General features: G+C 65.7%; 13 protein-coding genes. 3 read left to right on the top strand and 10 right to left on the bottom strand.

Going from position 1 to position 16,286, the window contains the following annotated elements:
- Nucleotides 1-221 precede the first annotated feature (221 nt).
- The 5 genes from J2T07_RS15680 to polA all read right to left on the bottom strand — a co-directional run bounded on the left by J2T07_RS15680 (nucleotide 222) and on the right by polA (nucleotide 8,684).
- On the bottom strand, nucleotides 222-1,358 hold the full coding sequence (locus tag J2T07_RS15680; protein WP_306851056.1) for a hypothetical protein: 1,137 nt from the start codon (nucleotides 1,356-1,358) through the stop codon (nucleotides 222-224).
- The gene (locus J2T07_RS15675) at nucleotides 1,355-3,070 is read right to left on the bottom strand and encodes an Hsp70 family protein (protein WP_306851054.1); all 1,716 of its coding nucleotides are present in this window, start codon (nucleotides 3,068-3,070) and stop codon (nucleotides 1,355-1,357) included. Before J2T07_RS15675 ends, J2T07_RS15680 begins: the two co-directional genes overlap by 4 nt.
- Before the next feature lie 49 nt (nucleotides 3,071-3,119).
- On the bottom strand, nucleotides 3,120-5,327 hold the full coding sequence (gene uvrD, locus J2T07_RS15670; protein WP_306851052.1) for a DNA helicase II: 2,208 nt from the start codon (nucleotides 5,325-5,327) through the stop codon (nucleotides 3,120-3,122).
- Nucleotides 5,328-5,372: 45 nt separating this feature from the next.
- A complete protein-coding gene (locus J2T07_RS15665) occupies nucleotides 5,373-5,591 on the bottom strand; it encodes a hypothetical protein (protein ID WP_306851050.1) in 219 nt (72 codons plus the stop codon).
- Between the two features lie 348 nt (nucleotides 5,592-5,939).
- A complete protein-coding gene (gene polA / locus J2T07_RS15660; protein ID WP_306851048.1) occupies nucleotides 5,940-8,684 on the bottom strand; it encodes a DNA polymerase I in 2,745 nt (914 codons plus the stop codon).
- A gap of 84 nt (nucleotides 8,685-8,768) precedes the next feature.
- Between polA and J2T07_RS15655 the strand changes: the two genes are divergently transcribed.
- Nucleotides 8,769-9,305 (top strand): DUF2782 domain-containing protein, encoded by a 537-nt coding sequence (locus tag J2T07_RS15655; protein ID WP_306851046.1) that lies wholly within the window; start codon nucleotides 8,769-8,771, stop codon nucleotides 9,303-9,305.
- Between the two features lie 121 nt (nucleotides 9,306-9,426).
- Here J2T07_RS15655 and J2T07_RS15650 read toward each other — a convergent pair whose 3' ends face one another.
- Both J2T07_RS15650 and J2T07_RS15645 read right to left on the bottom strand, forming a co-directional pair.
- Entirely contained in the window at nucleotides 9,427-10,125 is a 699-nt protein-coding gene (locus J2T07_RS15650) for a glutathione S-transferase (RefSeq protein ID WP_306851044.1), read from the bottom strand.
- Between the two features lie 45 nt (nucleotides 10,126-10,170).
- Nucleotides 10,171-11,061: a LysR family transcriptional regulator gene (locus J2T07_RS15645; protein WP_306851042.1), complete on the bottom strand. Its 891-nt coding sequence runs from the start codon at nucleotides 11,059-11,061 to the stop codon at nucleotides 10,171-10,173.
- A gap of 96 nt (nucleotides 11,062-11,157) precedes the next feature.
- On the opposite strand from J2T07_RS15645, the gene J2T07_RS15640 reads away from it, so the two are divergent.
- Nucleotides 11,158-12,156, top strand: coding sequence for a bile acid:sodium symporter family protein (locus J2T07_RS15640; protein ID WP_306851040.1), 999 nt, complete (start codon nucleotides 11,158-11,160; stop codon nucleotides 12,154-12,156).
- Between the two features lie 108 nt (nucleotides 12,157-12,264).
- Here J2T07_RS15640 and purH read toward each other — a convergent pair whose 3' ends face one another.
- The 3 genes from purH to J2T07_RS15625 all read right to left on the bottom strand — a co-directional run bounded on the left by purH (nucleotide 12,265) and on the right by J2T07_RS15625 (nucleotide 15,206).
- Nucleotides 12,265-13,854 (bottom strand): bifunctional phosphoribosylaminoimidazolecarboxamide formyltransferase/IMP cyclohydrolase, encoded by a 1,590-nt coding sequence (gene purH / locus J2T07_RS15635; protein WP_306851038.1) that lies wholly within the window; start codon nucleotides 13,852-13,854, stop codon nucleotides 12,265-12,267.
- A gap of 71 nt (nucleotides 13,855-13,925) precedes the next feature.
- Entirely contained in the window at nucleotides 13,926-14,159 is a 234-nt protein-coding gene (locus J2T07_RS15630) for a helix-turn-helix domain-containing protein (protein ID WP_306851037.1), read from the bottom strand.
- 225 nt (nucleotides 14,160-14,384) lie between these two features.
- Nucleotides 14,385-15,206 carry a zinc-ribbon and DUF3426 domain-containing protein gene (locus tag J2T07_RS15625; RefSeq protein ID WP_306851035.1) on the bottom strand — a complete coding sequence of 274 codons (822 nt, stop codon included), beginning with the start codon at nucleotides 15,204-15,206 and terminating at the stop codon, nucleotides 14,385-14,387.
- 79 nt (nucleotides 15,207-15,285) lie between these two features.
- Here J2T07_RS15625 and prmA point away from each other — a divergent pair, with 79 nt between their 5' ends.
- Entirely contained in the window at nucleotides 15,286-16,185 is a 900-nt protein-coding gene (gene prmA, locus J2T07_RS15620) for a 50S ribosomal protein L11 methyltransferase (RefSeq protein WP_306851033.1), read from the top strand.
- Nucleotides 16,186-16,286: the final 101 nt, after the last annotated feature.

The raw sequence follows: 16,286 nt of genomic DNA, 5'->3' as shown, positions 1-16,286 counted from the left end.
TGTGCTCCATTGATTCGCCGACATTAACGAATCGCTTGCGATTGGCAACACAAGATTGCCAAAGTCGCAGGTTGTCTGGCTGTCCTGTCCAACCCTCGTGATGCTGTCGGAATTTTTCCCTGAGACAAATCGGATATGCCCGCGTGCCTAACCAGGTGAGCGCTCGGCTGTGAACCTCTGTGTGGCCACGTGGGTCTGTTGCAATAACGGCCTAAGGGAAATCAGTGCGGCATTACATCCGTATCGGGCAAGCTCGGAGATGAGCTCGTTTGTGCGTGCCAGCGTCCGGCTTGTTGGCAGCGACGAGCGCGAGTCTTCAGTGCGTCGACCTCATCAGGTTGCTTGCCAGCGAATGCATCCGGTTTGTCCAATTCCTTGTAGAGCTCCATGCATCGATGCGGTGTGTCTCCTGAGGGGGATGCACCGAGGAATGATGCAAGCGGCAAGGACGGTGAGTGGAGTAAGTCATTTACCGCAATACGCGCGAGACCGACGACACCTATCGCTGCGAGGAGGACCGCTGCGCACCATCCCATTCGTCGGTAGCTGCGCTTAGGCACAGCGGAGGACCGAGCATCGAATTCCATACGCCACGCCTGAAGCGTTTCGCTAGATAGGTGGAGGCTGAGCCACGCAGGAAAGCGTTCGTTGAGCTTCGCGATCTCCGGCCAGTGTCGCACCAACGCACTGTCGAAGCGCGCCTCGGCGCGTGCGAAGAGTTCCAGCCAGGCCCGTTGCCGATCCACCGCGAGCGATAGCCATGCTTCGCGCTGGGAAAGCACGCCTTCGATCCACCGGCCTCGTTGCCCCAACGCCGCCAGGTGTCCTACCTCGTCCCAGTGAAAACGTGTTTCGGCGGCGGCGAACACCTCGGCCCGGTGCGCGATCCGTTGAAGTCCGACAAGGTCGATCAGGTGTTCCTCGAACTGGCCGGGCGCATCGATGTACTGCGTACGCAATTCCGCGAGGATATCGTCGAGCATGCGCGGTATGCCCTCGGCACGGCGTGCGCCGACGTCGGCGGCGAATCGCCACGCGAGCGTCACCGTGTAATCGACCGGGAGGACAGGAGATTCCTCCGGTGATGGCTTGTCTTCCTTGTCCACCGCGCCAGCCATCGCGCCGCTGGCAGCGACCGCGGGTCCGCCGGCGGGCGCTTCGCCGTTCGTCGCCGCCGTGGTGTCCATCTGCTCGCACCACGTACGCGCGGCTTCGTAGGCGCGGCGAAGATGCTGGAATGCATCGGGATCGATTGCCGGGTCGATTTTTCGGACCGCCGCCGCGTACGCACGGCGCACCGCGATCTCATCCGCGTGCGCGGGAAGCCCGAGGACGTCCAGGTGCCAGGGCGGTGTCATGCTCGGTTCGCCGGATCCAGCGCGAATCGATCGTCGTGTTCGATCGCCCGCAAGGCCTCGCGGAATACCACGGCTTCGCGTGCGACAAGCCGCTGGTCCTGGGTGGCAAGCACCTGCTCGAAGCGAAGGACGATGCGGCCAAGCCGCTCGCGGAGCTCGCCTGGGAGTTGCTCGTGGAGACGCTCCGCACGGGCGAGCAGGGTGCGGTATTCGAGTGTGTCACGCGGATGTATCTTGAGGGCCGACAGCGCCTGCAGTCGCTGTGCGATCTCCTCCGCAGGCATGTGTGCCTCGCCACTTTCGATCACCAGCCGCTTCACCTCGCCGCTGGCGACGACCGTCATCGCGACTTCCAGGAGACCATCGACGTCGTAGGTGAATCGAACGTCCACGCCATCGCCATGACCCGGGACGATGGGGATCGTGAGTTCGCCAAGCGCGATGTTGTCGCGGACCATGCGCGATTCGCCCTGGTAGACGCCGATGCGAATCTGCTTTTGCTCGGGTGTCGCCGGCGAAAAGCGCTCGACGCGACTGGTGGGAACGACGGTATTGCGTTGGATCACCGGCGCGAAGAACCCTGGTGCCTGTGACCCGTTGTCGTGCTGGCGCACGACCTCGGTGCCGAGCGTGTACGGACAGACGTCCGTCATCACCATCTCGTCGAGCGCCTTGTCCTTCATCTTCAGCCCTGCCTGCACCGCGGCACCCATGGCGACCACTTCGTCCGGGTTGTGACCTACGGCGGGGAAGCGGCCGAACATGCGCGTGGCGAGTGCGCGGATCATGGGCATGCGCGTGGCGCCGCCGGCCAGCACCACGCTGTCGAGATCCGCGGCGCGGATGCGGGCGTCGCGCATGGCGCGCTCGATCGGGCGCCAGAGGCGGTTGAGCAGCGGTTGGCTCAGCTTCTCGAATGCCTCGGCGTCGATCTCTACCCGGGTCGGACGATCCTCGTAACGAACATCCAGGGAGGCGACGCCACGGGCGCTCAGTTCCCGCTTGGCCCGTTCGGCGCTGGCCGCCAGCCGCCGCATGAAGCGGGGATCGTCACGCGCCGCTTCAGGCACCCCATTCGCGAAGGCGAGATCGGCGATCAGCGTGGTGAAGTCCTCGCCGCCGAGCATGTTGTCGCCGGCGCTGGCGCGCACCTCCATGACACCCTCGAACATTTCGAGGATGGATACATCGAATGTGCCGCCGCCGAGGTCGAAAACCAGGAATTGCGTCTCGCTACGGGCATCATGCAGCCCATAGGCGAGTGCGGCGGCGGTCGGCTCGTTGAGCAGGCGTTCCACCCTGAGACCGGCGAGTTCGCCGGCCAACCGCGTCGCCTTGCGTTGCGCGTCCGAAAAATAGGCGGGCACGGTCACGATGGCCCCGGTGACCGGCTCGCCGAGGAAAGCCTCGGCATCCGCCTTGAGCGAACGAAGAACCAGGGCGGAAAGCTCTTCCGCGCGATAATCGCGGTCGCCCAGGCGCATGCTGCGAGAGTTGCCCATGTAACGCTTGAACAGCGAGGCGGTCTGTTGCGGATGGGCCTGCAGGCGTTCCCGCGCGGCTTCCCCGACGAGGATGCTGCCATCCTCGTCGACACCGACGCACGACGGCGTCAGCATGCCGCCGAGCGCGTTGGGAATCAGGCGCGGGGCACCATCCAGCCACGCCGCGACGAGGCTGTGGGTCGTGCCCAGATCGATGCCCACGATCATGCGGTTCCCTTTCCCCTTCTTCCGCGCCGGCTGTACGGCGGGAAGCCCCTTACAACGCGGTCAGATTCGCGTAAGCGTAAACCAGCCACTTGCTCCCGGCATCCTCGAAATTCACCTGCACGCGCATGTGCGAGCCGGCGCCTTCGGCGCTGACGATGGTTCCTTCCCCGAACTTCGGGTGGCTGACCCGCTGCCCGAGGCGAATCGGCGAGGCCTCTTCCACGGCCGAAGACGCGTAGCGGTCGGCATAGGCCGGGCGCGAAACCTGGACGCGCGGGCGTAGCTCGTCGATCAGGTCGGGAGGGATCTCACCGAGGAAGCGAGAGGGCCGGGCCAACATCTCGGTGCCGTGCATGCGGCGCGATTCCGCATGGGAAAGGTAGAGCCGCTCCCGGGCACGCGTGATGCCTACGTAGGCCAGGCGCCGCTCTTCCTCCAGGCGGTTGTCTTCCTCCGTGGAGCGCTGGCTCGGAAACAGGCCTTCTTCCATGCCGACCAGGAAGACCACGGGGAACTCCAGGCCTTTTGCCGAATGCAGTGTCATCAGCTGCACGCAATCGTCCCAGGCCTCGCCCTGGCCTTCGCCGGCTTCCAGCGCGGCATGCGACAGAAAAGCGGAGAGTTCGTTGAGCCCGGCGTCGACGTCTTCCGGGGTCATCTCGAAGCGGCTGGCCACGTTGACCAGCTCGTCCAGGTTCTCCACGCGCGCTTCGCCGTTGCCGCGCTTGTCGTTCTCGTAGAAGTCGCGCAGGCCGGTATGGATGATGGCGTGCTCGATCTGTTCGGCAAGGCCGAGCGCGCTTGGCGCGTCGTTCCCTTCGCCGCCTTCGCCGTGGCCGCCGAAGGTGCGTGCGAGGTTGTCGATCAGGCCGATGAAGGCCTTCACCGCGTTCTTCGCACGGCCCGCCATCGAGCCGATGGAAGCCTCGGTGAGCGACGCCTCCCACATGGAGCTGCCGTCGGTGCGTGCGCGCCGGCGCAATTCGTCGAGCGTGCGGTCGCCGATGCCGCGCGGCGGCGTGTTCACGGCGCGTTCGAAGGCGGCGTCGTCGTGGCGGTTCGATGCGAGGCGAAGGTAGGCGAGGGCATCCTTGATTTCGGCGCGTTCGAAGAAGCGAAGGCCGCCATAGACACGATAAGGCAGGTCGCGCTGGATCAACTGTTCTTCGAAGTTGCGCGACTGGGCGTTGGAGCGGTAAAGGATGGCGCAGTCGCGTGCATTGCCGTGTTCGGCGATGTACTCGCGGATGCGCTCGATGACGAAGCGTGCCTCGTCCTGCTCGTTGTACGCGGCATACAGGGCGATGCGATCACCTTCGCCGCCATCGGTCCACAGCTGTTTGCCGAGGCGGCCCCCATTGCGTGCGATGACCGCGTTGGCGGCCTTCAGGATCGTCGAGGTGGAGCGGTAGTTCTGCTCCAGGCGGATCGTCTTCGCTCCGGGGAAATCGTGCAGGAATTGCTGCACGTTCTCCACCTTGGCGCCGCGCCAGCCATAGATCGCCTGGTCGTCGTCGCCGACCACGAAGGCTTGCCCGGTACTACCGGCCAGCACGCGTATCCACGCGTACTGCAGGGTGTTGGTGTCCTGGAACTCGTCGATCAGCAGGTAGCGCCAGCGGTCCTGGTAGTGCTTGAGGACTTGCGGGTCCTTCAGCCACAGCTCGTGTGCACGCAGCAGGAGCTCGGCGAAATCCACCAACCCGGCCCGCTGGCATTGCTGTTCGTAGGCCTTGTAGATCTCCACGAAGGCACGGGTCACCGGGTGGTCGCGGTGCTCGATCGCGTCGGGCCGCTTGCCTTCGTCCTTCCAGTTGTTGATTTGCCACGACGCCTGGCGTGGCGGAAAGCGCGCCTCGTCCAGGCCCATGCCGGCGATCACGCGCTTTATCAGCCGTTGCTGGTCGTCGGAATCGAGGATCTGGAAACCCTCGACCAGGCCGGCCTCGCGCCAGTGACGGCGCAGCAGCCGGTGCGCGATGCCGTGGAAGGTGCCCACCGTGAGGCCTTGCGTGCCGCCGGGAATGATCCCGTCCAGGCGGGTGCGCATCTCGCCGGCGGCCTTGTTGGTGAACGTGACGGCGAGGATCGCCCACGGCGGCACCCGGTCCACCTGGGTGAGCCAGCCGATGCGGTTGGTCAGTACCCGGGTCTTGCCCGAGCCGGCGCCGGCGAGGATCAGGTAGTGGCCGGGCGGGGCGCTGACGGCCTCACGCTGGGCGTCGTTGAGGGAGTCGAGAAGGTGGGAAACATCCATCCCCCCATTGTAGCGGTTGGGGGCCGCCCCGGCCCCCGTGCCGCGTCAACGCTTCTGCGCGATCCCCGCCACGGCGACGATACCGCCGATGACGATGCCCGCGATCCCTACCCATTGCGGAATGGCCTTGTCGTGCGTGGCTTCGATCTTGGCCGAACCGATGGACGCGACCGTGTCGGTCTTGCTGTAGCTGCCGTTGCCCAGGGTCACCCAGAGGCCTAGGCCGACCAGGATGACGCCGACGATGATGAGACCTGCGCGCATATGCGTTCCCCTCCCTTGTTCGATGTGGCCGAGAGGATGCGGGTGTGAATGTGCAGGCTTTGTCTTTCGCAAAAAAAACCCCGAGAGCCAGGGGAGCTCTCGGGGCCGGTGGACGGTCGGACCCAGGGGAAGATCGGACCGTCCGCAGGGTGACTCCAGGGAGGTGGAGTCCACCGATGGGACGCCGTTGCGTGCGTCCGAAGATATAGACGTCCGGGAACGGTCGAAGTTGCAACGCGGGGCGAAAAAAAGTCAGCCGGCGTTCATAAGGCCAATAATCAGTGAGTTGGCGCACCCTCACCTGAACGACTATACGGAAATCTTACGTTTGGATGGCTATTCGCCGGGTCAATGGGCTTCGTCCCAGTTGGCGCCGACGCCGATGTCGACCTGCAGGGGCACGCTGAGCGTGGCGGCACCGGTCATGTGCTTCTCGATACCCGCGCGGACCTCGTCCACCACGTCCGCGCGGACCTCGAAGACCAGTTCATCGTGTACCTGCATGAGCAGGCGTACGTCGTCCCGGGGCTCGATCCAGGCAGCCACGGCGATCATGGCCCGCTTGATGATGTCGGCTGCCGTGCCCTGCATCGGCGCATTGATCGCCGCGCGCTCGGCGCCGGCGCGGAAGGCCTGGTTGCGCGAGTTGAGGTTCTCGAGGTACAGGCGCCGGCCGAACAGGGTCTGCACGTAGCCATCGCGGTGGGCCTGCTCGCGCGTGGCGTCCATGAAGGCGCGCACGCCGGGATAGCGCGAGAAATAACGCCCCATGTAATCGGAGGCCTCGCCGCGGTCGACGCCGAGCTGGCGGGCAAGGCCGAACGAGCTCATTCCATACATCAGGCCGAAGTTGATCGCCTTGGCCGCGCGACGCTGGTTCGTGGTGACCTCGGCAGGCGGCACGCCGAATACTTCCGCCGCCGTCGCACGGTGCACGTCGCCGCCTTCCTGGAAGGCGCGGAGGAGTCCCTCGTCGTTGGACAGGTGGGCCATGATGCGCAATTCGATCTGCGAGTAGTCGGCCGCGAGGATGCGCCATCCCTCCGGTGCGACGAACGCCTGGCGGATGCGCCGGCCCTCCTCGGTGCGCACGGGGATGTTCTGCAGGTTCGGGTCGGAAGAGCTGATGCGGCCCGTGGCCACGGCGCCCTGGTGATAACTGGTATGCACGCGCCCCGTGCGTGGATTGACAATGCCGGCGAGCTTGTCGGTATAGGTCGAGCGCAATTTCGCGAGGCCGCGGTATTCGAGGATCAGGCGCGGCAGTTCGTGCGTATCGGCGATGGCCTCCAGCGCCTCCTCGTTCGTCGACGGCTGGCCGGTCGGTGTCTTGATCTTCGCCGCCAGCCCCAGTTCGTCGAACAGCACGGCCTGCAGCTGCTTCGGCGAATCGAGGTTGAAGTCGTGGCCGGCCGAGGCATAGGCCTGCTTCTGCAGTTCGACCATGCGCTTGCCGAGCTGCTGGCTTTGCTTGCGCAGCTCGTTCGCGTCGATCAGCACGCCTATGCGTTCCATCTTGGCCAGGACGGGCACGAGCGGAATCTCGATGTCCTCGTATACGGCCCGCAGCGATGGCTCGGCCTCGAGTTTCGGCCACAGGGCGTGGTGCAGGCGAAGCGTGATATCCGCATCCTCGGCCGCGTAGCGGCAGGCGGTGTCGCAGTCCACCTGTGAGAAAGAGATTTGCTTGGCGCCCTTGCCCGCGACGTGCTCGTACTTGATCGTCGTGTAGCCGAGGTAGCGCGAGGCCAGGGAATCCATGTCGTGACGCGTCGCGGTGGCGTTGTACACGTACGACTCAAGCATCGTATCGTGCTTCAGGCCGCGTAACGCGATGCCGTAGTGCGACAGGATGTTGATGTCGTACTTGCCATGTTGTCCGACCTTCGGCCTTGACGGGTCTTCGAAGATCGGTTTCAGCGCGCCGAGCACGTGTTCGCGCGACAGCTGCGCCGGCGCACCCGGATAATCGTGTGCCAGTGGAATATAGGCAGCCTTGCCTGGTTCGACCGCCAGTGACAAACCGACGATGTCCGCCTGCATCGCGTCGATGCTGGTGGTCTCGGTATCGAAGGCGATCAGTGGCGCGGTCTCGAGCTTTTCCAGCCACGCCGCCAGGCGTGCCTCGGTCATGACCAGCTCGTACTCACCCTCGGCGCCGAGCGCGGCGTCGGGTGCCGTGGCGGGCGCGGCGACGGCCGCCGGTGTGGCGGCTTGCACCGTGATGGCGGCCACGGCCGTGTCCGTGGCGGCTGCGTCCAACTCCTTCAGTGCCGCCTTGAAGTCATAGCGTGTATAGAGTTCGCGCAGTGCCTCGACGTCGCGGTCGCGCATGCGCAGGTCGGCAGGGCCATGCTCCAGCGGTACGTCCGTGCGGATCGTGACCAGTTCTCGCGATAGCGGCAGGCGCGGGATCGCCGCCCGCAGGTTTTCGCCGACCTTGCCGCCGATCTTGTCCGCGTTGGCGAGCAGTTGATCCAGGTCCTTGTACTCCGCCAGCCACTTCGCCGCCGTCTTCGGGCCGCATTTCTCCACGCCCGGCACGTTGTCGATGCTGTCGCCCATGAGGGTGAGGTAATCGACGATCTGTTCCGGCCGCACGCTGAACTTCTCGATGACGCCGTCGATGTCCATCGTGGTGTTGGTCATCGTGTTGATCAGCACGATGTGCGCACCGACCAGCTGGGCGAAATCCTTGTCGCCGGTGGAGATGATCGTATCGATCCCCTGGCTCGCGGCCTGGCTGGCGAGAGTGCCGATCACGTCGTCGGCCTCGACGCCGGGTACGCAAAGGATCGGGAATCCCAGGGCGGCCACGATCTTCATCATCGGGTCGACCTGTGCACGCAGGTCGTCCGGCATGGACGGCCGGTTCGCCTTGTATGCGGGGTAGAGGTCGTCGCGGAACGTACGTCCGGGGGCGTCGCAGACGAAGGCGACATAGTCGGAACCCGCCTTCATCGTCGTGCGAAGCATGTTGACGATGCCGAACAGCGCGCCGGTGGGCTCGCCGTAGGTGTTGGTCAGGGGCGGCAGCGCGTGGAACGCGCGGTACAGGTACGAGGACCCGTCGATGAGCGTGAGCGTAGGCATTTTCCGATTCTCGCATGGTCGCCCGTTCACGTGGCCGGAGGGGTGGGAATTGCTATCCTCGCAGTCCCTTATGGAGAGATTCCCATGAACCGCTCGCACGCTCTCGCTGCCGCGCTTGCCCTGGTACTGGCGCTCCCTGCCGTTGCGCAGAACGCCCAGGATTCGTCGTCGTTCAAGCCGGCCCCGCCTCCGCCAGGCCTGAACGATCCGGGCGTCAAGGCGGGCGAGCCGGACCGGTCGGGCCTGAAGCCGATCGAGAGGCCGGTGCCTTACGACGCGGCCCAGGACGGCAAGACCACGCCGGCCACGTCGGACGCCGATGGTGGCTCGCGTTCCGCCGTGGCGCTGCCCTCCATGCAGGACAACGGTGCGGTCGACGCCCGGGGCCAGCAGGCACCGCAGGTCACCGTGCGCCAGCAGGGCGACGATCGCGTCGAGGAATACCGCACGGGTGGCAAGTTGTTCATGGTCGTGGTGACGCCGAAGAACGGCGTGCCGCAGACCTACATGGCCGATCCGGACGGGAAACTCCATCACGATCCGAAAAACGGGCCGGTGAATCCGGTTTATTACAAGGTCTACGAATGGGGCCAGGCTCCGAAGCCGGCCGGCTCGGACTGAGGCAGGCGGGCGAGACGGGATAGCGCCGGGGTAGGGCAGCGGACAGGGGTCCGCTCCCACCCAGGCACGCCCCCCGGGTGGGAATGGCTTGGGTGGGGGCGGACCCTGTCCGCGATCAGACTCACCCATCCAGCTCCGGGTAATGCCGGAAGATGCCGTTCGTGTTGAACGGCACGCGCCGTTCCGATGCGAGATAGGCAGCGATATTCGGACGGTCCGCCACGCGCCTGGCCAGCTCCCGCAACAGCGGCAGGTTCTGCCTCGCCATCGTCTTCGGAAAGGCGTAGTCCAACCCGGCCATCACCTGGAACAACGACAGGTCCACATAGGAATGCTCGCGCAGCGGATGTTTTCCGCCACCGCGTTCCAGCACCTGTTCGAAGTAACCGAGGAATTTCGGAATCCTCGACTCGCAAAAATCCTTCGCCCGCCGCTTCGCCTCGGCACGCTGGTCCTCGTAATACTGCTCCGTCGATATCGGATGGTGGGTATCGTGCACCTCGGCCACGAGATCGGTGATGGTCAGTTGCAATTGGTGGGCGTAAAGACGCCGCGACTCGCTCTCCGGTGCCAGTCCGTGTCGCGGTCCGAGGTACTGGAGGATGTTCGCCACCTGGGCGATCACCAGCCGCCCCGATGTCAGGAACGGGGGCGCGAAGGGCAGGGCACCTTCCTGGTTCCCCTCGAGGAACGCCGTCATGACCTCGTCGCCCTCTTCGCGGGCAACGTCGGTGTAGGCCGCACCGGCGTCTTCCAGGCACAGGCGCACGAATTCGCCCCGGCCTTGCAGGCCTGTCCAGTAATACAGCCGGTAGCTCATCGCCGGTCTCCCGCGGTCAAAGCCCGCATGATGAAACGGCGACCTTCAAGCCAGCGTGAGCGCGATATCCCGCAACGTGTTCCATACGGTCTGCGCCGGGGGCGAAAGCGAGCGCGCACGGCGCCTCAGCAGGGTGACCTCGCGATCCACCGACGGCGCCAGCGATCGTGCGACCAGGCCGGGACGCAAGGCGTCCAGCGACAGCGCAGGCGTGACGGTGACGCCGATACCCGCCTCGACCATGCGAAACGCCGTATGCGGATGGCCCACTTCGAGCACTACGTGCATGGCGATCTCCCGTGTGGCGAACGCGGTGTCGATCAGTCGCCGGCTACCCGAGGCGTGGTCGAGCAGGATGAGCGGTTCGCGCGCCAGCGATTTCCACGGCACGCTCGTCTTCGCGGCGAACGGATGATCGAGGCGGCAGACCAGCCGGAACGGATCGCGCAGGATCGTTTCCGCGTCGAACTCCTCCACCGTGGCGGGCTCGACCGTGAGACCGAAGTCGACTTCGCCACCGCGCACCGCATCCAGTACCTGCGCCTGGGTCTGGTCGCGCAGCAGGATCTCCAGCGACGGATGCTCGAGGGCGCAGCGGGCGATGCAGGCGGGCAGGAGACCCGCGGAGAGCGTCGGCACGGCCGCGACGCGCACTCTGCCACGCAACGGGTCCGCTTGCGTCCGTGCATGCGCGAGCACGCCGTCGAGTTCGTCCAGTACGCGGGATACCGCCTGTTCCAGGTAGCGGCCCGCCTCCGTGGATACGACCTCTCGCGTGCTGCGGTCAAACAGGCGTACGTCCAGTTCCGTTTCCAGGTCGGCGATCAGGCGGCTCACCGCCGGCTGGGTCAGGTGCAGGGATTCCGCCGCACGGCGGAAGTGTCGATGGCCGGCCACGGCAAGGAAGGCGCGAAGCTGTCGCAGTGAGACATTCATAAGATAAATGTATCACCGGATCAGATAAAACGAATTGTCTTATGGAAGTCGGGGCGGTGAAATACGTTCACCCCCCTTCTCACGCCAGCCTCCGCCATGCGCCGCTTCCTCCCCGATGGATTCACGCTTTCCCTGGTCGCCACGGTGGTGCTGGCCAGCATGTTGCCGTGCCGCGGGAGCGCCGCCGGCGTCTTCGAAGTGGTCACCGATGTCGCCATCGGCCTCCTTTTCTTTCTGCATGGCGCGAAGCTGTCCCGCGAGGCGGTGGTCGCGGGGATGACCAACTGGCGGCTGCATCTCACCGTCCTCGCCAGCACCTTCCTGCTGTTCCCCTTGCTCGGCATCGTGCTGAAGCCGGTGCTTTCGCCGCTCGTGTCGCCGGACCTCTACCTCGGCATCCTGTTCCTGTGCACCTTGCCGTCGACGGTGCAGTCGTCGATCGCCTTCACGTCCATCGCGCGCGGCAACGTGCCGGCGGCCATCGTCTCCGCGTCCGCGTCGAGCCTGCTGGGCATCTTCATCACGCCCTTGCTGGTCGGCGTGGTGATCGCGGGTACGGGGCAGGGCGGGCTCTCCTTGCATGCGGTCGGCGCGATCGTGGTGCAGCTGTTCGTCCCGTTCGTCGCCGGACAGATCGCGCAACGCTGGATCGGCGGTTGGGTGCGCAAGCATGCCACCCTGCTCACCTTCGTCGATCGAGGCTCCATTCTGCTGGTGGTGTATACCGCCTTCAGCGCAGCGGTGTTGCAGGGCTTGTGGCATCAGTTGCCCATGCCGGTGCTGGCGGGACTGGTGGTGGTGAACGCGGCACTGCTGACCTGTGCGCTGCTCATCACACGCTATGGTGCGCGCGCGCTCGGTTTCACCAAGGAGGATGAGATCACGATCGTCTTCTGCGGCTCGAAGAAAAGCCTGGCCGCAGGCGTCCCTATGGCGAAAGTGTTGTTCGCCGGACATCCGCTCGGCCTGATCGTGCTGCCGATCATGCTGTTCCATCAGATACAGCTGATGGCCTGCGCGGTGCTGGCCCGGCGGTATGCGTTGCGCAGGGACGGGGTTCCTGCGGCGATTGTCGCTGGCGGTGTGAGGCGGTGAGGCTGGCTTGAATCGCCGACAGGGTCGGCTCCCATCAGGGCGAGGCTTTCCCCAAGGTGAGGTTGGACCTTTGCTCTGGTGGGAGCCGACCCTGTCGGCGATGCTTCGTCAGTGGCGGAAGTGGCGAACGCCCGTGAACACCATCGCCATGTCGTGCTCGTCGGCGGCGGCGATGACCTCGCTGTCGCGCATGGAGCCGCCGGGCTGGATCACCGCCCGGATGCCGGCCGCGGCGGCCGCGTCGATGCCGTCGCGGAACGGGAAGAACGCGTCCGAGGCCATCGCGCTTCCCGGCACCACGAGACCGGCTTCCTCGGCCTTGATGCCAGCGATCTTCGCGCTGACGACGCGGCTCATCTGGCCGGCGCCGATACCGATCGTGCGGTTGTCCTTGGCGTAGACGATCGCGTTGGACTTCACCATCTTGGCCACGCGCCAGGCGAACAGCAGGTCGTCGAGTTCGCCGGGCGTGGGCTGGCGCTTGCTAACGACCTTCAGCTCGTCCCGCTGGACCTGTCGATGATCGGCCGTCTGCACGAGCAGGCCGGAGCCTACGCGCTTCACGTCGTGCGTGTTGCGGCCGTCGCCCGGCGGGATTTCCAGCACGCGCACATTGGCCTTCTTCGCCGCTTCGTCGACCGCCCCCGCATCCACCCGGGGCGCGATCAGCACTTCGACGAACTGGCGCTTCAGGATGGTCCTTGCCGTTTCCGCGTCGAGCGGACGGTTGAAGGCGATGATGCCGCCGAAGGCCGAGGTCGGGTCGGTGGCATAGGCCAGTTCGTAGGCTGCCAGCGGGTCGGCCGCCACGGCAACGCCGCAAGGGTTCGCGTGCTTCACGATCACGCAAGCCGGTGCGTCGAACTGGCGTACGCATTCCCAGGCGGCGTCGGCATCGGCGATGTTGTTGTACGACAGCTCCTTGCCCTGCAACTGGCGGAACGTAGCGAGCGTGCCGGGCGCGGGATGGAGGTCGCGGTAGAACGCGCCGGCCTGGTGTGGATTCTCACCGTAACGCAGGTCCATCACCTTGATGAAGCGGCCATTCGACTGTTCGGGAAACTCCGCGCGCCGGGCGACCGCGGTGTGCGTATCGTCGAGCGTGATACCGGAGAGGTAATCGCTGATGGCGGCATCGTAGTTCGACACGCGGTTGAACGCGGCGACGGAAAGCCGGAAACGCGTGGCGCGCGAGAGTCCACCCTTCTGCTCGATCTCCGCCAGCGCCTCCTCGTATTGCGCCGGATCGGTCAGCACGCCGACATCGTTCCAGTTCTTGGCGGCGGCGCGGAGCATGGCCGGACCGCCGATGTCGATGTTCTCGATGGCGTCTTCCAGCGTGCACGCCGGATCGGCGACCGTGCGCTCGAAGGGATAAAGATTGAGCACGAGCAGGTCGATCGGAACGATGCCGTGTTCCGCCATGACCGCGTCGTCAGTGCCGCGGCGACCGAGCAAGCCACCATGGACGCGCGGATGCAGCGTCTTCACCCGCCCATCCATGATCTCGGGAAAGCCGGTCAGGTCGCCCACGTCGCGCACGGGGATGCCGGCGTCGCGAAGCGCCCTGGCCGAGCCGCCGGTGGAAAGTATTTCGACGTTCGCGGCGGCGAGGCGGCGAGCCAGCCCGGTCAGGCCCTGCTTGTCGGAAACGCTGACGAGCGCGCGGCGGACGGGAACGAGATCGGGCGTGGGCATGGGCACTTCCGGGTAGGAAAGCGCGTCATTATAGCCGCCCGGACGTCCATGCGGTCCCGGCGGTATGCCGGTCAGGAAATTCCGTGGGCGGCGAGCTTCTTGCGCAGGGTGGCGCGGTTGATGCCGAGTGCGGCGGCGGCGCGGCTCTGGTTGCCTTCGTGGAAGGAAAGCACTTCCCGGAGCAGGGGGCCTTCGACTTCCCGGATCACGAGGGCGTGCAGGCCTTCGCCGAACTCGGTATCACCGATATCGGCGAGATAGCGACGAACCGTACGGCTGACACATTCGCTGAGAGCGCTCTGCATGGAGGTTTCGTTGGCGGCCTCGCCGGCAGACAGTCTCACAGCGTTCAAGGCATTCCCCTCTCGCGGGCCGGAGCATGGATCCCCGGTCGGTTCTTATCGGTATGGTGCTTCTTGGGCTGCGACCCACACACCTCGTCGGGGTGATGGAAAGTCGCGAAGGGAACCGAGTGTACTCGCCCCGGGGAGCGAAGTGCAGGCTTGCAAAAAGAAATTTTTTCGAACGCTTCACTCGAAGCTGAATGCGAAAGCCACGGCTCGCTGGCCCGGGTCTTGCACCTCGAACACCATGGCCGTCGTCACCCCGCTGGCGAGACCGCGTGAACGCGCCGACGCATCGCCCACATAATCCTCGGGTTGGAAACGGCGCATGGCGAGGCGCCGGCCGCTGGCATCCGAGAGAACGATGGTGACCACCGGATACGGCTGCGCGAACGATGCATCGTTTCGCACGCTGGCGGTGATAAGCAAGCCGTCGGTGACGGATGGATGCTGCTCGACATCGCGTGCGAGCAAGCGCAGGCGGGACGGGTCGGATACGAGAGGCAAATGGCAGCCGATCATCGCGCACCCCGTCTCCAGGATGGGGCCGATGGTGGCGTCCGCGATGAGGACGTCCCGCTTGGCCCATGCCAGCTGTGCCCCGAGCCCGAGGATCAGCACGGTGCAGACACTGGCCCAAGCGGCGGTGTGCCATGACCGGCGCTTCCGCTTCGCGAATCGCGGCGTGAACGTCAGCTGTGAAAAATCTTCCCCTGTTTCCGCGTCGGCGATATCGTCTTCCACGAGAGGGCTTGCCTCGAGGCCGTCGGAAGCCACCTCGGCCGCCGGACGCGGCCGGAACACAGCCACCTCGGCGGTCGGAGGCTCACGATCCAGTGCGTGTTCCGCCAGCCTCGTGAACGGCTCCGGCGGCAGCTGTTCGGCGAGCGTGCCCAGGGCGTTGAAGACAACGTCGCAATGGCTGCAACGCACGCAGCCGCAGGCATGGACCAGAAGCTCGGCTTCCAGCTTATAGACGGTGAGGCACTCGGGGCACTGCGTATACATAACGCCCGATCATAACGGCCGCGCCGTGCCCGTGCGCGCCCGGTAGAATAAGGGACCCGCCCACTGCACTGGCCCCACGATGCCCTGGCTCGAACTTTCCCTCACGATCCGCGCCGCGGAACAGCCGCGTGTCGAAGCGACGCTGGAAGACCTCGGCGCGCTGTCCATCACGCTGCAGGATGCCGACGCGGAAACGCCCGACGAGGAAGCCATCTTCGAACCCGGAGTGGGCGAGATCCCGTTGTGGAACCAGATCGTGCTAAACGCGCTGTTCGACGCCGGTGCCGACAAGCGCGGCCTGACCGCTGCCATCGCCGACGACCTGCCCTTCGTCGAACCCGCCCACATCACCTGGCGCGAGGTGGAGGACCAGGACTGGGAGCGGGCGTGGATGGACCAGTTCAAGCCGATGCCGTTCGGCCGCCGGTTGTGGGTCTATCCGTGGAACATCGAGCCGCCGGCGGATGGCGGGATCGTCGTGGTGCGGCTCGATCCGGGCCTCGCCTTCGGCACGGGAACGCACCCGACCACGGCGATGTGCCTGGAATGGCTCGATGGCCAGCAGATGGCCGGCAAGTTCGTCCTCGACTACGGTTGCGGCTCGGGCATTCTCGCCATCGCCGCGCTGAAGCTGGGCGCGGCACGCGCCGTGGGCGTCGACAACGATCCCCAGGCCTTGCTCGCTTCGCGTGACAACGCCGAACGTAACGGCGTCCATGGCGATCTGGACGTCTATCTGCCGGGCGAGGCGCCTGTCGAGCAAGCCGACGTGCTCGTGGCGAATATCCTCGCCGGTCCCCTCGGCGAGCTTGCCCCGACTTTCGCCGCGGCCGTGAAGCCCGGGGCACCGTTCGCGCTCTCGGGCATCCTCTCCGGGCAGCACGAGGAATTGCTCACGCGTTACGCGGAATGGTTCGACGAGCTGGAGGTACGCACGCTCGAGGATTGGGTACGCATCAGCGGCCGACGCAAGGCCTGACGCTCTGGTGGGGGCCGATACTGTCGGCGATCCCGCGGCAGCGGGCCAGGTTACGGCAAGCACTATCGCCGGCAGGGTCGGCTCCCACCAGAGCCAACCTC

The organism is Luteibacter jiangsuensis, from assembly GCF_030812295.1.
GTDB lineage: Bacteria > Pseudomonadota > Gammaproteobacteria > Xanthomonadales > Rhodanobacteraceae > Luteibacter > Luteibacter jiangsuensis_A.
This window is presented reverse-complemented; position numbering and strand designations above follow the sequence as displayed.